At 64.4% G+C, this 14,767-nt stretch carries 17 protein-coding genes and 1 pseudogene; 17 read left to right on the top strand and 1 reads right to left on the bottom strand.

The window, feature by feature from the left end; all coding sequences use genetic code 11:
- Nucleotides 1–523 precede the first annotated feature (523 nt).
- The 15 genes from rpsJ (at nt 524) to glmS (ending at nt 12,328) form a co-directional block, all read left to right on the top strand.
- Complete coding sequence (rpsJ, locus tag CKJ85_RS02880; RefSeq protein WP_038588232.1) at nt 524–829, top strand: 30S ribosomal protein S10; 306 nt, start codon at nt 524–526, stop codon at nt 827–829.
- Nucleotides 830–870: 41 nt separating this feature from the next.
- Nucleotides 871–1,527 carry a 50S ribosomal protein L3 gene (gene rplC / locus CKJ85_RS02885; protein WP_095277962.1) on the top strand — a complete coding sequence of 219 codons (657 nt, stop codon included), beginning with the start codon at nt 871–873 and terminating at the stop codon, nt 1,525–1,527.
- Complete coding sequence (gene rplD, locus CKJ85_RS02890; protein WP_095277960.1) at nt 1,524–2,192, top strand: 50S ribosomal protein L4; 669 nt, start codon at nt 1,524–1,526, stop codon at nt 2,190–2,192. The genes rplC and rplD overlap by 4 nt, the downstream gene beginning before the upstream one ends.
- Complete coding sequence (rplW, locus tag CKJ85_RS02895) at nt 2,193–2,498, top strand: 50S ribosomal protein L23 (protein ID WP_095277958.1); 306 nt, start codon at nt 2,193–2,195, stop codon at nt 2,496–2,498.
- A 41-nt stretch (nt 2,499–2,539) separates the two neighbouring features.
- Entirely contained in the window at nt 2,540–3,379 is an 840-nt protein-coding gene (gene rplB, locus CKJ85_RS02900; RefSeq protein ID WP_095277956.1) for a 50S ribosomal protein L2, read from the top strand.
- A 16-nt stretch (nt 3,380–3,395) separates the two neighbouring features.
- Nucleotides 3,396–3,671, top strand: a complete 276-nt coding sequence (gene rpsS, locus CKJ85_RS02905) for a 30S ribosomal protein S19 (RefSeq protein ID WP_095277954.1) — start codon at nt 3,396–3,398, stop codon at nt 3,669–3,671.
- Between the two features lie 3 nt (nt 3,672–3,674).
- Nucleotides 3,675–4,034, top strand: a complete 360-nt coding sequence (gene rplV / locus CKJ85_RS02910; protein WP_095277951.1) for a 50S ribosomal protein L22 — start codon at nt 3,675–3,677, stop codon at nt 4,032–4,034.
- Nucleotides 4,034–4,777, top strand: coding sequence for a 30S ribosomal protein S3 (rpsC, locus tag CKJ85_RS02915; protein WP_095277949.1), 744 nt, complete (start codon nt 4,034–4,036; stop codon nt 4,775–4,777). The genes rplV and rpsC overlap by 1 nt, the downstream gene beginning before the upstream one ends.
- Nucleotides 4,778–4,781: 4 nt before the next feature.
- Nucleotides 4,782–5,198: a 50S ribosomal protein L16 gene (rplP, locus tag CKJ85_RS02920; protein ID WP_095277947.1), complete on the top strand. Its 417-nt coding sequence runs from the start codon at nt 4,782–4,784 to the stop codon at nt 5,196–5,198.
- Complete coding sequence (gene rpmC, locus CKJ85_RS02925; protein WP_038588270.1) at nt 5,198–5,428, top strand: 50S ribosomal protein L29; 231 nt, start codon at nt 5,198–5,200, stop codon at nt 5,426–5,428. Before rplP ends, rpmC begins: the two co-directional genes overlap by 1 nt.
- Nucleotides 5,429–5,430: 2 nt before the next feature.
- The gene (gene rpsQ, locus CKJ85_RS02930; protein WP_095277945.1) at nt 5,431–5,715 is read left to right on the top strand and encodes a 30S ribosomal protein S17; all 285 of its coding nucleotides are present in this window, start codon (nt 5,431–5,433) and stop codon (nt 5,713–5,715) included.
- A 159-nt stretch (nt 5,716–5,874) separates the two neighbouring features.
- The gene (locus tag CKJ85_RS02935; protein ID WP_095553369.1) at nt 5,875–7,377 is read left to right on the top strand and encodes a SulP family inorganic anion transporter; all 1,503 of its coding nucleotides are present in this window, start codon (nt 5,875–5,877) and stop codon (nt 7,375–7,377) included.
- Nucleotides 7,378–7,497: 120 nt separating this feature from the next.
- Nucleotides 7,498–10,032 (top strand): nitrite reductase large subunit NirB, encoded by a 2,535-nt coding sequence (nirB, locus tag CKJ85_RS02940; protein ID WP_095553370.1) that lies wholly within the window; start codon nt 7,498–7,500, stop codon nt 10,030–10,032.
- A 34-nt stretch (nt 10,033–10,066) separates the two neighbouring features.
- Nucleotides 10,067–10,411, top strand: a complete 345-nt coding sequence (nirD, locus tag CKJ85_RS02945; RefSeq protein ID WP_095553371.1) for a nitrite reductase small subunit NirD — start codon at nt 10,067–10,069, stop codon at nt 10,409–10,411.
- Nucleotides 10,412–10,459: 48 nt separating this feature from the next.
- Nucleotides 10,460–12,328, top strand: coding sequence for a glutamine--fructose-6-phosphate transaminase (isomerizing) (gene glmS / locus CKJ85_RS02950; protein ID WP_095553372.1), 1,869 nt, complete (start codon nt 10,460–10,462; stop codon nt 12,326–12,328).
- Nucleotides 12,329–12,337: 9 nt separating this feature from the next.
- Here glmS and CKJ85_RS12335 read toward each other — a convergent pair whose 3' ends face one another.
- Complete coding sequence (locus CKJ85_RS12335; protein WP_369825014.1) at nt 12,338–12,607, bottom strand: hypothetical protein; 270 nt, start codon at nt 12,605–12,607, stop codon at nt 12,338–12,340.
- 81 nt (nt 12,608–12,688) lie between these two features.
- Between CKJ85_RS12335 and CKJ85_RS02960 the strand changes: the two are divergent.
- Nucleotides 12,689–13,933 (top strand): annotated as a pseudogene (locus CKJ85_RS02960) (glycoside hydrolase family 32 protein); the annotation flags it as partial.
- 19 nt (nt 13,934–13,952) lie between these two features.
- Complete coding sequence (locus tag CKJ85_RS02965; RefSeq protein WP_095277931.1) at nt 13,953–14,750, top strand: sulfite exporter TauE/SafE family protein; 798 nt, start codon at nt 13,953–13,955, stop codon at nt 14,748–14,750.
- Nucleotides 14,751–14,767 lie beyond the last annotated feature (17 nt).

Consider the following 14,767-nt stretch of genomic DNA (forward strand, 5'->3'; position numbering starts at 1 on the left):
GTTGAGAAGACCCGGCACGAATTGGTATCAAGTTGCAATCTTTGGGGTGGCGGGATGAGGGGAAGGTGGTGGCGTCGAGAAGCGAAAAAGCTCGGGCTTGCGTAAATGGGGAGGACGTGTTTTAATACTCGGGTTGCCGAAACATGGCGCGCAAGCGCGATGGTCCGGTGAACATGACACCTTCGGTTGAAGGACCTGCCTCGAAATGCGGGCAGGACCGGAGAAGGCGCCATGGCAAATAAACAGCGGCAGTACGCAAGGGTCACGCACCCTTCCGAGTCTTGCACCCCGGCACGCGCCGAGGCGGAAGCACTGACTTGCAGCGCGCAGTTATTTGCTAGCGCCTTGTCACCTTCCGGAAGTGTCAAGAAGTCAATGAAACGACACTGGCGTTGAGCCATGGGCCCAGCCCGGACAACGTTATAGAGAAACTAGAAGCTACAAACCCCACCGCTTCGTCTTTGCCTCGTTCAACTACGAGCGAGGCGGGAATTGAAAGTGGGGATGCGAGGAAGAGGTAAGCGTGGCGGGACAGAAGATCCGCATCAGGCTCAAGGCCTACGACCACGAGGCGATCGACGCATCTGCGAAGAAGATCGTTGCTACGGTCACCCGCACGGGTGCCCGCGTCGTTGGACCGGTGCCGTTGCCCACCGAAAAGAACGTGTACGCCGTTATTCGTTCTCCCCACAAGTACAAGGACTCTCGCGAGCACTTCGAGATGCGCACTCACAAGCGCCTCATCGACATTCTCGATCCGACGCCGAAGACCGTTGACGCGCTTATGCGCATCGACCTTCCGGCAAGCGTCGACGTGAACATCCAGTAAGCAAGAGATCCCCAAAACGTTCAGTAGTGGAGAACTAATACATGTCTGAGAACCAGATCAAGGGCATTCTGGGTAAGAAGCTCGGCATGACCCAGGTCTTCGACGATGAGAACCGCGTAATCCCGGTGACCGTCGTCGAGGCTGGGCCGTGTGTGGTCACCCAGATCCGTACCAAAGAGACCGATGGCTACGACGCCATCCAGATTGCTTACGGCGACATTGACCCCCGTAAGTCCAAGAAGCCGCAGGCTGGCCACTTCAAGAAGGCTGGCGTGACGCCGCGTCGCGTTGTTGCGGAGATCCGCATGGACGACACCTCCGAGTACGAGGTCGGCCAGGAATACAACGCCACCATCTTCGACGGCGACGTGTTCGTCGACGTCGTCGGCACCACCAAGGGCAAGGGCTTTGCCGGCGCGATGAAGCGCCACGGCTTTGCCGGCCAGGGTGCCGCACACGGTAACCAGGCCTCCCACCGCCGCGTCGGCGGCATCGGTGGCTGTGCTACCCCGGGCCGTGTCTTCAAGGGCAAGCGCATGGCTGGCCGCATGGGCGGTAACCGCGTTACCACCCAGAACCTGAAGATCCAACGCATCGACGGCGACAACAATCTGATCCTGGTCAAGGGTGCAATCCCGGGTGCCAAGGGCAGCGTTGTTACCGTCAAGACCGCAGTGAAGGGCGGTGCTCACGCATGACGAACCTGACGCTTGACGTCCACACCGCTGACGGAAAGACCAACGGTTCCGTAGAGCTTCCGGCAGAACTTTTTGACCGCGAAGCTTCCATCCCGCTGCTGCACCAGGTTGTCACCGCACAGCTCGCAGCAGCTCGTCAGGGAACCCACGCCACCAAGACCCGCGCCGACGTGCGCGGCGGTGGTAAGAAGCCGTTCCGCCAGAAGGGCACCGGCCGTGCCCGCCAGGGTTCCATCCGCGCTCCGCAGTTCACCGGCGGCGGCACCGTTCACGGTCCGCAGCCGCGTTCCTACGCGCAGCGCACCCCCAAGAAAATGATTAAGGCAGCTCTCGTAGGTGCCCTCACCGACCGCGCGCGTAACGCACGCATCCACGTCGTTGAGGACCTGGTCCCGGGCCAGAAGCCCTCGACCAAGTCTGCACGCACCTTCCTGGAGCGCCTGACCGACCGTAAGTCCGTTCTGCTGGTGATCGGCCGCGATGACAACAACTCCCGTCTTTCCGCAAGGAACCTGCCGGGCGTCCACATCATCGAGCCGGGTCAGCTGAACACCTACGACGTGCTCAACGCAGACGACGTGGTCTTCTCGGTCGAGGCACTGCACACCTTCATCAACCGCGACGCGGCACAGGCTACCGCCACCGCTGCGGAGGAGGAGAAGTAAATGGCTAAGACTGTTAACCCGCGCGACATCATCATCGCCCCGGTCCTCTCCGAGAAGACCTACGCGCTGATGGAGCAGAACACCTACACGTTCTATGTCAGCCCGTCTGCTAACAAGACCCAGATCAAGATCGCCGTGGAAGAGATCTTCGGCGTCGACGTCGCTTCGGTGAACACCGCCAACCGTGAGGGCAAGCGCAAGCGCACCCGCACCGGCTACGGCAAGCGCAAGGACACCAAGCGCGCCTACGTCACTCTCCGCGAGGGCAGCGACTCCATCGACATCTTCGGCGGTGCAACCGCCTAACAGCGGCTGCTGCAGAAGACACCGATAGAAAAGGACACACTATGGCTATTCGTAAGTACAAGCCGACAACTCCGGGTCGCCGTGCCAGCTCCGTTTCCGAGTTCGACGAGATCACTCGCTCGACCCCGGAAAAGTCGCTGCTGCGCCCGCTCCCGAAGAAGGGTGGCCGTAACACCCACGGCCACATCACCACTCGTCACCGCGGCGGCGGCCACAAGCGTCGCTACCGCGTCATCGACTTCCGCCGTTCCGACAAGGACGGCGTGCTGGCAAAGGTCGCTCACATCGAGTACGACCCGAACCGCACCGCAAACATTGCACTGCTCCACTACTACGACGGTGAGAAGCGCTACATCATTGCGCCGAAGGGCCTGAAGCAGGGCACCGTGATCGAGTCGGGCGCTAACGCGGACATCAAGGTTGGCAACAACCTTCCGCTGCGCAACATCCCGACCGGTACCACCATCCACGCTGTGGAGCTCAAGCCCGGTGCTGGCGCCAAGCTTGCCCGTTCCGCTGGTTCTTCGATCCAGCTGCTGGGTAAGGAAGGCTCCTACGCCGTGCTGCGCATGCCGTCCTCCGAGATCCGTCGCGTGGACATCCGCTGCCGCGCAACGGTGGGCGAGGTTGGCAACGCCGACCAGATCAACATCCGTTGGGGCAAGGCCGGCCGTATGCGCTGGAAGGGCTGGAGGCCCACTGTCCGCGGTGTTGTCATGAACCCGGTCGACCACCCGCACGGTGGTGGTGAGGGTAAGACTTCCGGTGGCCGTCACCCGGTTTCCCCGTGGGGCCAGAAGGAAGGCCGTACCCGCAACCCGAACCGTTACTCCAACAACATGATCGTGCGCCGTCGTCGCTCGAAGAACAAGAAGCGCTAAGAGGAGGTAAACAGACATGCCACGCAGCCTGAAGAAGGGCCCGTTCGTCGATGAGCACCTCCTCAACAAGGTGGATGCTCAGAACGAGGCCGGCACCAAGCAGGTCATCAAGACCTGGTCCCGCCGCTCGACCATTCTCCCCGATTTCATCGGACACACTTTCGCCGTCCACGACGGCCGTAAGCACGTCCCGGTGTTCGTCGACGAGTCCATGGTCGGTCACAAGCTCGGCGAGTTTGCACCAACCAAGACCTTCAAGGGTCACGTCAAGGTAGAGAAGGGACGTCGATAAGCAATGGCTGACACAATCACCACTGCATCCGCGACGGCCAAGTTCGTCCGCACTTCCCCGATGAAGGCCCGCCGCGTGCTGGCCCTCGTCCGCGGTAAGTCCGTATCTGAGGCACTCGCCATCCTGAAGTACGCGCCGCAGGCAGCGTCCAAGGATGTTGCGAAGGTTGTTGCTTCCGCAGCCGCCAACGCCGAGAACAACTTCGGTCTGGACCCGCGCACGCTCGTCGTGTCCGAGTGCTGGGCCAACGAAGGCCCCACCATGCGTCGCTACCAGCCGCGCGCCCAGGGCCGCGCCTTCCAGATCCGGAAGCGCACGTCCCACATCACCGTCGTTGTCGAGTCCAAGGAAGGGGCTAAGTAATGGGCCAGAAAATTCACCCACACGGCCTGCGCCTGGGTATCACCGCTGACTACAAGTCCCACTGGTACGCCGACAAGAACTACGCAGACTACGTCCACGAGGACATCAAGATCCGCGAATTCCTGTCCAAGGGTCTCGAGCGCGCCGGCATCGCCGACGTCAACATCGAGCGCACCCGCGACCGCGTCCGCGTCGACATTCACACCGCCCGCCCGGGCATCGTGATTGGCCGCCGCGGTGCTGAGGCTGACCGCATCCGCCGCGAGCTGGAGAAGCTCACCGGCAAGATGGTCGCCCTCAACATCCTCGAGGTCAAGAACGTTGACGCCAACGCGACCCTCGTTGCACAGTCCATCGCTGAGCAGCTGGTCAACCGCGTTGCGTTCCGTCGCGCAATGCGCAAGGCTATCCAGTCCGCAATGCGCAACCCGCAGGTCAAGGGCATCAAGGTGATGACCTCTGGCCGTCTGGGTGGCGCTGAAATGTCCCGCGTCGAGCGCTACCACGAAGGCCGTGTGCCGCTGCACACCCTGCGTGCGGAGATCGACTACGGCACCGCAGAAGCCCACACCACCTTCGGCGTCATCGGCGTCAAGGTCTGGATCTACAAGGGCGACGTTGTTGGCGGTGTCCGCGAGTCCGAGCTCAACGCTCCGTCCAACGAGCGCCGTGGCCGCGGCGACCGTCGCCCGCGTCGCGGCGGCCAGCGCCGCCAGCGCGCCGAGAAGAAGCAGGAGGGCTAAACACATGCTTATCCCTAAGCGCGTGAAGTACCGCCGCCAGCACCGCCCGAACCGTCGTGGCGTGTCCAAGGGCGGGAACACCATCAACTTCGGTGACTGGGGCCTGCAGGCACTCGAGCCGGCCTACATCACCAACCGTCAGATTGAGGCATCCCGTATTGCCATCAACCGCCACGTCAAGCGTGGCGGCAAGGTCTGGATCAACATCTTCCCGGACCGCCCGCTGACCCAGAAGCCGCTCGGCGTGCGTATGGGTTCCGGTAAGGGCCCGGTGGAGAAGTGGGTTGCCAACGTGAAGCCGGGTCGCATCCTTTTCGAGATGTCCTACCCGAATGACGAGGTTGCCATCGAGGCTCTGCGCCGTGCGGCTGCGAAGCTTCCGTGCAAGACTCGCATCATCAAGAAGGAGGACCAGTACTAATGGCGAACGGTACCCCCGCATCTGAGTTCCGCGAACTCACCGATGAAGAGCTGAAGAGCCGCCTGTCCGACGCGAAGGAAGAGCTGTTCAACCTGCGCTTCCAGCTCGCGACCGGCCAGCTGACCAACAACCGCCGCATCTCCACCGTGAAGCGCGACATCGCACGCATCTACACCGTGCTGCGCGAGCGAGAGCTCGGCCTGTCCGTCGTCCCGGGAGCTGAGGCTTAATCATGAGTGAGGCAAACGTGACTGAACAGAACACCCAGAAGGCAGTGCAGAAGCGCCGCCGCGGCTACGTCGTGTCCGACAAGATGGACAAGACCATCGTTGTTGAGGTCGAGGACCGCAAGTCCCACGGCCTGTACAGCAAGATTGTCCGCACGACCAACCGCGTCAAGGCTCACGACGAGGACAACACCGCCGGCGTCGGCGACCTGGTCCTCATCGAGGAGACCCGCCCGCTGTCCAAGGACAAGCACTTCCGTCTCGTCGAGATCGTCGAGAAGGCTCGCTAGTCCCTAGCGGACCCCGCACCAGCCGCACCCTCTCCAAGGGGGTGCGGTTTTTGCATGCTTATCGACGCCACCGTGGCGGGCAAGTAGGCGTCGATAGGCATCTGCCCGGGCGCGGTACTACAGTGTGAACGTTGCTGACCTCGAGACCAGGAGGACCTGATGCCTGTGGAAACGCTGACCGCCCAGACCGGCGAGCGCTACGCGCCCCGGCCAACAGTGTGGGAGGCGCTGCGAACGCCGCGGATCCTGAGCAAGGAGGTGCTGGCCGGGCTCGTCGTGGGCCTGGCGCTGATTCCGGAGGCGATCAGCTTCTCCGTGATCGCGGGCGTGGACCCCAAGGTGGGGCTGTACTCGTCGTTCATCATGGCGACGGTCACGGCGATAGTTGGCGGCAGGCCGGCCATGATCTCGGCGTCGACAGGCGCGGTTGCCCTCGTCGTCGCGCCGCTCGTGCGCGCGCACGGCTACGACTACCTGCTGGCCACGATCATGCTCGCCGGTGTGTTCCAGATTGTGCTGGCGCTGCTCGGGGTGGCCAAACTGATGCGGTTCATCCCGCGCAGCGTCATGGTGGGCTTTGTGAACTCGCTGGCCATCATGGTCTTTTCGGCGCAGCTGCCCGAGCTGTTCGGCGTCCCCGCCGCCGTCTACCCGCTCGTCGCACTCGGCCTGCTCATCGTAATTGCCATGCCGCGCATCACGGAAGCGGTGCCGCCGCCGCTTGTGGCCATCGTGGTGGTCAGCGCGGTGGTGATCGGGTTTGGCATCGACGTGCCAACCGTGGGGGACCGCGGCGAGCTGCCGCGCTCCCTGCCGCACATTGTGGTGCCGCAGATCCCGTGGGAGCTTGACACGCTCAAGGTGGTGGCCCCGTACGCGCTGGCGGTGGCGCTGGTGGGGCTCATGGAGTCGCTGCTGACGGCGAAGCTCATCGATGAGATCACGGATACCCACTCCAACAAGACCCGCGAGGGGATCGGGCAGGGGGCCGCGAACATGGTCTCCAGCCTCTTCGGCGGCATGGGCGGGTGCGCGGTGATTGGGCAGTCCATGATCAACGTCAAGGCGTCGGGCGCGCGCACCCGCGTGTCCACCTTCCTCGCCGGCACGTTCCTGCTTGGGCTGATGCTGCTGCTCAATGAGCTGGTCGGCCAGATCCCCATGGCAGCGCTCGTGGCCGTGATGATCATGGTGGCCATCGGCAGTTTTGACTGGCACTCGGTGCGCCCGTCCACGCTGCGCAAGCTCCCGCTGTCTGAGACGGTCATCATGGCGCTTACCGTGGTCGTGGTGATCCTGACGGGCAACCTGGCCATCGGCGTGGTGGTCGGCGTACTCGCGGCATCCGTGATGTTCGTGCGCAACGTGGCGCACCTGGTGGAGGTCACCCGTGAGGAGGTCGACGGCGAGGCTTGCTACGCGGTGCGCGGCCAGCTCCTGTTCGCGTCTTCGAACGACTTGACCACGCTGTTTCGGTACTCCGCGGACCCGGAACGGGTGGTGGTGGACCTCAGCGAGGCCACCCTGTGGGATGCGTCCACGATCGCTGCGCTGGATTCCATCGAGCAGCGCTACGCCCAGTACGGGAAGACGGTGACCTTCGAGGGGATGGGCGAGCGTTCGAGCGCGTTCCACGGGAAATTGACCGGCGTGATGGGGTAGGGGACGCGGAGGTGCCGGCGAACTGGCTGTTGGGGGAAAGCCACCGCGCACCGCTTTTTAGCCGGTACGATCGGGGGTAATTGGCGCAGCCGCGCCGCCCCTACTGCAAAGGACGGTTTTATGAGTACGCAGACCACCCATGCCGAGATTCTGGTCGTGGGCTTCGGCATGGTTGGGCACCGTTTTGCCCAAGAGCTTTCGGCGCGGCGTCCGGACGCGCAGATCATGGTGATCAACCGTGAGACCGAGGATTACGCCTACGACCGCGTGCAGCTGTCCAGCTACGTGGGCAACTGGGATCGCGAGGCGCTCTACCTCGACCGTCTCCCGGAAAATGTCACGGTGGTGCCGGGGCGCGCGGTGTCGATTAAGCCAGAAGCCAAGGAGCTCGTGCTTGACGACGGTCGCGTGTTCGCCTACGAAGAACTCGTCCTTGCCACAGGCTCGCGCGCTTTCGTGCCACGCCTCCCGGGCAATGAGCTGCCACAGGTGCACGTCTACCGCACGCTCGACGACATGGACGGTATCCGCGCGGCGATCGAGGGCGTGGTGGGCACGCACGGCGAAGCGACCGCCGTGGTGATTGGCGGTGGCCTCCTTGGGCTTGAGGCGGCAGGCGCTGCTCAGCACATGGGCGCGAAAACACACGTTGTAGAAATGGCCCCGCGGCTCATGCCGTTGCAGGTGGATGACGCAGGCGGCGAGATGCTCTCGCAGGCGATCCGCCAGATGGGCGTGGACGTGCACGTAGGCGTGACCAGCCGCTCCATCGAACCGTCGACGCAGCGCGACGGGGCCGTCGTGTTGGACCTGGGCGAAGACGGGCAGATCGAGACCGACCTGGTGATCTTCTCCGCCGGCATCCGCCCGCGCGACACGATGGGCCCGGACGCTGGCCTGGAACTGGGGCCGCGCGGCGGCTTCCTCACCGACCGCCAGTGCCGAACCTCCATCGAGCACATCTCCGCCATCGGCGAGTGCGCAGCGGTGGATGGCAAGACGTACGGACTGGTCGCGCCCGGCAACACCATGGCGGAGATTGTGGCCGCACGCCTGGCGGGGGAGGAAGGTCCTGATTTCGAGGACCCGGATATGTCCACCAAGCTCAAGCTGTTGGGGGTGGACGTTGCTTCGTTCGGTGATGCGTTTTCCACGGCTGAGGGGCATAAGGAACTGCACATTCAGGACCCGGTCTCGGGCGTGTACAAGAAGCTCATCCTGGATGCGGAAGGCAAGCGCCTCATCGGCGGAATTTTGGTCGGCGAGGCCTCGAACTACTCGATGCTGCGCCCGATGGTTGGCTCCGAGCTGCCGGGCGACCCTGTCAGCCTGATTGCCCCCGAGTCCGGGGCGGGGACCACCGCCATTGGTGCGGGCGATCTCCCGGACGCGGCGCAAATCTGTTCCTGCAACAACGTGTCCAAAGGCGACGTGCGCGCGGCGATTGGCCAGGGGTGCCATTCTGTAGAAACGCTCATGAGCGCAACCCGCGCCGGTACTTCGTGCGGGTCCTGTATCCCGCTGCTTAAGGGCATTTTGGAAGCCGAAGGCATCGAGCAATCGAAGGCTGTGTGCCCCCACTTCCAGCAATCGCGCGCCGAGCTCTTCGAAATCGCCCGCTCCACCGGTATTACAGACTTCCCGACCTTCATTGAGCGCTTCGGCACCGGTGGCGGTTGCGAGGTGTGCAAGCCAACTTTCGCGAACATTGTGGCGTCCATGCATACCGAAAATCACGTGCTCGACGGGGCGACCGCCGGTCTGCAGGATACGAACGACCGCATGTTGGGCAACATGCAGAAGAACGGGACCTACTCCGTGATCCCGCGCCAGCCGGCAGGCAACGTGACCCCGGCGCAGCTGCAGGAGATGGGGCGCATCGCCGAGGACTTCGGTCTCTACCTCAAAATCACTGGTGCCCAGCGTATCGCCATGTTCGGCGCGCGCACCGAAGATCTGCCTGAGATCTGGCGCCGCCTGATCGACGTGGGGATGGAGTCCGGTCAGGCGTACGGCAAGTCCCTGCGCGCGGTGAAGTCCTGCGTGGGCACGGACTGGTGCCGCTACGGCCAGCAGGATTCGGTGGCCATGGCGATTAACCTGGAGCTGCGCTACCGCGGTCTGCGTTCGCCACACAAGCTGAAGATGGGCGTTTCGGGCTGCGCCCGCGAGTGCGCGGAGGCACGTGGCAAGGATATTGGCGTGATTGCTACCGAGCAGGGTTGGAACCTGTACGTGGGTGGTAATGGTGGCGCGACGCCGCGCCAGGCCGAGCTGCTGGCCAAGGACCTCACCGAAGAAACCCTGATCCGCTACATCGACCGCTACCTGGCCTTCTACATCCGCAACGCCGATCGTCTGCAGCGCACCGCCGCCTGGCAGGCCGAGGTTGAGGGCGGATTGGACCACATCCGCGATGTGGTGGTGGATGACTCGTTGGGTATCGCCGATGACCTGGAGGCGTTCATGGACCACCACGTGGCCAACTACTCCGACGAGTGGCAGGACGTGCTCAACGATCCGGAGAAGCTCAAGCGCTTCGTGTCCTTTATTAACGCGCCGGATATGCCGGACCCGACGGTGCAGTTCGAGGAGCACCCGCAGGGTGGCCGCAAGGTCCCGCTGATGACCCCGACCATCGGCGCGGCGAACTAGCCCGCGCGTATCACCTGAGAGAGGGAGAAAACCAATGGCAGACACAGTGATTTGTGCACTGAAGGACCTTTCGGTGGGCGTGGGCGCTGCGGCGCTGCTGCCCGGTGAGGTGCAGGTGGCGGTCTTCCGCCTCCACACCGCCGATGGCGAGCAGCTGTACGCGGTGGACAATATCGATCCGTACACCGGCGCCGGCGTGCTTTCGCGTGGCATCGTTGGCGAGGTTGAGGGGCGTCCCACGATCGCGTCACCGCTGCTGAAGCAGAAGTTTTTTCTTGACGACGGTGCATCGTTGCAGGGAGACAACCACACCATCACCACGTACGCGGTCCGGGTGGACGGCGAGGGCGACAACGCAAAGGTTGTCGTATCCAATTAAGCGCGCGCGAACTCGGAGCAATGGTGTACCCCGTGTATTCTGGTCGCTATGTGTGGAATCGTTGGATATATTGGTGACCCCGCGTCGGGCGAGCACGACGCCCTGGGCGTGATTATTGAAGGTTTGCGCAGGCTGGAGTACCGCGGGTACGACTCTGCTGGCGTTGCCGTGATGAGCGGCAACGCGATCGAGCACCGCAAGAAGGCGGGCAAGGTCGCAGACCTGGAGGCGGAGATTGAAAAGGCCCCGCTCCCGAGCTCCAACTTGGGCATTGGCCACACCCGCTGGGCCACGCACGGCGGCCCGACGGACGTGAACGCGCACCCGCACGTAGTGGGCAACGGCCGCCTCGCGGTGGTGCACAACGGCATCATTGAGAACTTCGCCTCCCTGCGCCACGAGCTGGAGGAGAAGGGCCACACCTTTATTTCCGAGACCGATACTGAGGTCGCCGCGACGGTCCTGCTCGACGTCTACGACAACGAGGCTGACGGCGACCTGACCAAGGCGATGCAGATCACCGCGAATCGCCTCGAGGGTGCCTTCACTCTGCTGGCCATCCACGCGGATCACCCGGACCGCATCGTCGCTGCGCGCCTGAACTCCCCGCTGGTCATCGGCCTGGGCGAGGACCGCAACTTCCTCGGTTCCGACGTCTCCGGCTTCATCGAGTTCACCCGCGACGCGGTGGAGATGGACAACGGCCAGATTGTCACCCTGACGGCGCACGATTACGAGATCACCTCCTTCGACGGCGAGCAGGCCGAGGGCAAGCCGTTCCGCGTTGAGTGGGACGTCACCGCAGCGGAAAAGGGCGGCTACAACTCCTTCATGGAGAAGGAGATTCACGACCAGCCGTCGGCAGTCCGCGACACGCTCTACGGTCGTTTCAACGAGGAGGGTGCCCTGACGCTGGACGAGCTGCGTATCGACGAATCGCTGCTCCGCTCCATCAACAAGATCATCATCGTCGCCTGCGGCACCGCCTCCTACGCGGGCCAGGTCGCGCGCTACGCCATCGAGCACTGGTGCCGCATCCCCACGGAGGTGGAGCTCGCGCACGAGTTCCGCTACCGCGACCCGATCGTCAACGAGCAGACCCTTGTGGTCGCCGTGTCCCAGTCCGGCGAGACCATGGACACCCTGATGGCCGTGCGCCACGCCCGTGAGCAGGGCGCGAAGGTCATCGCGATCTGCAACACCGTCGGTTCCTCCATCCCGCGCGAGTCCGACGCGGTCCTGTACACCTACGCCGGCCCGGAGATCGCCGTGGCGTCCACCAAGGCGTTCATCTCCCAGATCGTGGCGTCCTACCTGCTCGCCCTGTACCTGTCCCAGGTGCGCGGCGACAAGTACGCGGACGAGATCCGCGGCGTGGTGGATGAGCTGCAGGCCATGCCGGACAAGCTGCAGAAGGTCCTGGACAACGAGGACCAGGTCAAGCAGCTGGGCAAGGACCTGGCAAACGCCAAGTCGGTGCTGTTCCTGGGTCGCCACGTGGGCTTCCCGGTCGCGCTCGAGGGCGCGCTGAAGCTCAAGGAGGTCGCGTACCTGCACTCGGAGGGCTTCGCCGCCGGCGAGCTCAAGCACGGCCCGATCGCGCTCGTGGAGGAGGGGCAGCCGGTGTTCATCATCGTGCCCTCCAAGCACTCGCGCAATAACCTCCATGCCAAGGTCGTCTCCAACATCCAGGAGGTCCGCGCCCGCGGCGCCGTGACCATCGTGATCGCGGAGGAGGGCGACGAGGACGTCAACCAGTACGCCAACGAGGTCATCCGCATTCCGGCGTCCGCCGGCCTCATGCAGCCGATCCTGTCCACGGTGCCGCTGCAGATCTTCGCCTGCGCCGTTGCGGAGGCCCGCGGCCTGAACGTGGATCAGCCGCGCAACCTGGCCAAGTCTGTGACTGTGGAGTAGCAGCCGAAGCTAGCGCAGCGCACGCCCGCCCTGGAAGGCAAGAACGTCTTCCAGGGCGGGCGTTTCTGCTCCCGTGCGCGATACGGTGAGCGCACCCGCGTGGGCGGCGAAGGACAAGATGTCCGCCCACTCGTCCTCCCGAAGCGCGAGGAGGCCCTCGCGGCCGAGCGCGCGGGCGACGTTGAACGGGCCGCCACCAAGCGCAGGCTGGAGCGGCCCGAGCGCGTCGGTGGTGGTGGGCACGAGGTCAACGCGGGCTTCGCCACACACGGTAATCATGCCCCTCACCCTAAACTATGCACCATGACGTACCGCCCCAAGTTTCACCTCAGCCCGCCCTAGGGCCGCCTCAACGACCCGAACGGGCTCACGCTGATCGGCGACGAGCTCCACGTGTTTTACCAGCACGACCCGGCCTTCCCGCACGGTCGGCGCCGCACTGGTTGGGGCCACGCGGTGACCAGGCTTGGCAGCGGCGAGTACTACCACCTGCCCGACGCGCTCTACCCGGATTTTCCGTACGACGCGGACGGCTGCTTTTCGGGGTCTTCGGTGGTGCACGACGGGCGCATGCGCCTGTTCTATACCGGAAACCTGGACGCCGACGCCGAGCACGAGCACCGCACGAGCCAGAACGTCGTGGAGGTGGAGGACATCCAGGGGCCGCTCGGCGGGACCTACCTGCGGCGCGCCGACAATCCGATCATCAACGGCTTCCCGGAGGGCTTCACCTCGGACTTCCGCGATCCCCACGTGACGCAGGCCCCGGACGGCTCGTGGCGGATGCTCATCGGCGCGCGCAGCGAGTCCAACACGGGCGCGGTCGTGGTGTACACTTCCGACGATTTGGAGTCGTGGGAGTACGCCGGCCCCATCGAGTTCGTCGGCCTGGACTATAACACCGCGTCCGCCCACATGTGGGAGTGTCCGAACCTGGTGCGCATGACGGATCAGTCCACCGGCGAGGAGCTCGATGTGCTCGTCTTCTGCCCGCAGTTCGCGGACTCTGACGAGTGCGGCTACGTCGTGGGCCGTCTCGAAGGCCTGCGCTTCGAGGTCATCACGGGCTTTACCCCGCTGGACTACGGCCACCAGTTTTACGCCCCGCAGCTCATCAACTTCGGCCCCGGCGCACTCATGCTCGGCTGGATGGGCCTGCCCGCCCGCGACGACACGCCCACGCTCGCCGCGGAGGGGTGGGCGCACCAGCTCACGCTTCCTCGGGAGCTTTCGCTTATCGACGCCACCGTCCACACCACCCTCCGCCTCCCCCACAACGAAGACGAAATGGTCATGTGGCGCAGCGAACTCGGTGCCGAGCCGCGCTCGGCGCAGCTCGTCGACGTGGACGGCAACGTCGGCGCGACCATCGCCTGGGCGCCGCACCCGGCCGCGACCACTGGTGCGGTCCGCGGCACGCTGTCCGTCACCGTCGACGGTTTCATGCGCTGGGCGGACTGCGCCGCAGGTGAGCTGGTGTGCACCGCGGACGGGGCAGCGCTTGAAGTCACCGGCGGTGGCGGGGAGGTAGCGTTCTCCTCGGCTGTGTTCGCACCTGACGCGAACGAGTGGGCCGGCTTCCGGGCCGGAGAATCAGCGATGTAGATCAACAGAGGAGGACGAAATGGAGCCGCTGAGCGCGCTGCTGTTGTTTGTGATGGCGATGATGGCGGGGGCGATCAATTCCGCGGTGGGCTCCGGCTCGCTGCTCACGCTTCCGGTGCTCATGGCGCTGGGGTTGCCGCCCGGGGTGGCGGTGCGCACGAATACGACGGGCATGGTGTTCGCGTCGTTCGGCTCGGTGCTGGGGTACCGGAAGGAGATCAAACGGGAACTCCCGTACCTGGGGCCGATGATCGTGGTGACCATTTTGGCGTCCGGTACGGGCTCGTTGCTGTTGTTGTCGTCGCCGTCGAGCACGCTGGACTTTGTCGTGCCGGTGCTCATCGTGGTGGCGCTGCTCATGGTGATTTTCCAGCCGAAGCTCACCGCGTGGCTCGGGCAGCGAGCTGCGGCGGGGGCGCCGGGAGAGCCGGGCGGTGCTGTTGGCCAGGCGTGGAAGCGCCCCCAGCTGATCGCGCCGATGGGGGCCGCCGCGGTCTATGGGGGCTACTTCACCGCCGCGCAGGGGATCTTGTACATGGCCATTATGTCCGTGGCGACGGGGCGTTCGCTCAAGGACGTCAACCCGGTGAAGAACTTCTTGTCCCTGTTTGTCAACATCACCGCGGCGCTGGTCTACCTCGTTGCGTGGGCGTTCTTCGGGGCGGAGATTGTGTGGCTCGGGGTGCTCATCGTCGCCGCGGGCGGCCTGATCGGCGGCGTGGGTGGATCGCAAATAGCAAAGCGCCTTCCAAACTCCGTACTGCGCGGCATCATCGTCGTGGTGGCGTTGGTGGCGCTTGTGCGGCAGTTTGTGTAGGCGCTTGGGAAAAGGGC

Source organism: Corynebacterium sp. NML 150383 (assembly GCF_002285085.1).
In the GTDB taxonomy this organism is placed as follows: Bacteria; Actinomycetota; Actinomycetes; order Mycobacteriales; family Mycobacteriaceae; genus Corynebacterium; species Corynebacterium gottingense.

Coding starts and splice junctions, on each gene's coding strand:
- CKJ85_RS02965 (WP_095277931.1), top strand. CDS start 13,953: ATGGAGCCGCTGAGCGCGCTGCTGTTGTTTGTGATGGCGATGATGGCG.
- rplW (WP_095277958.1), top strand. CDS start 2,193: ATGGCTAAGACTGTTAACCCGCGCGACATCATCATCGCCCCGGTCCTC.
- glmS (WP_095553372.1), top strand. CDS start 10,460: ATGTGTGGAATCGTTGGATATATTGGTGACCCCGCGTCGGGCGAGCAC.
- rplP (WP_095277947.1), top strand. CDS start 4,782: ATGCTTATCCCTAAGCGCGTGAAGTACCGCCGCCAGCACCGCCCGAAC.
- nirD (WP_095553371.1), top strand. CDS start 10,067: ATGGCAGACACAGTGATTTGTGCACTGAAGGACCTTTCGGTGGGCGTG.
- CKJ85_RS02935 (WP_095553369.1), top strand. CDS start 5,875: ATGCCTGTGGAAACGCTGACCGCCCAGACCGGCGAGCGCTACGCGCCC.
- nirB (WP_095553370.1), top strand. CDS start 7,498: ATGAGTACGCAGACCACCCATGCCGAGATTCTGGTCGTGGGCTTCGGC.
- rplD (WP_095277960.1), top strand. CDS start 1,524: ATGACGAACCTGACGCTTGACGTCCACACCGCTGACGGAAAGACCAAC.
- rpsQ (WP_095277945.1), top strand. CDS start 5,431: ATGAGTGAGGCAAACGTGACTGAACAGAACACCCAGAAGGCAGTGCAG.
- rpsS (WP_095277954.1), top strand. CDS start 3,396: ATGCCACGCAGCCTGAAGAAGGGCCCGTTCGTCGATGAGCACCTCCTC.
- rpsC (WP_095277949.1), top strand. CDS start 4,034: ATGGGCCAGAAAATTCACCCACACGGCCTGCGCCTGGGTATCACCGCT.
- CKJ85_RS12335 (WP_369825014.1), bottom strand. CDS start 12,607: ATGATTACCGTGTGTGGCGAAGCCCGCGTTGACCTCGTGCCCACCACC.
- rplC (WP_095277962.1), top strand. CDS start 871: ATGTCTGAGAACCAGATCAAGGGCATTCTGGGTAAGAAGCTCGGCATG.
- rpmC (WP_038588270.1), top strand. CDS start 5,198: ATGGCGAACGGTACCCCCGCATCTGAGTTCCGCGAACTCACCGATGAA.
- rplV (WP_095277951.1), top strand. CDS start 3,675: ATGGCTGACACAATCACCACTGCATCCGCGACGGCCAAGTTCGTCCGC.
- rplB (WP_095277956.1), top strand. CDS start 2,540: ATGGCTATTCGTAAGTACAAGCCGACAACTCCGGGTCGCCGTGCCAGC.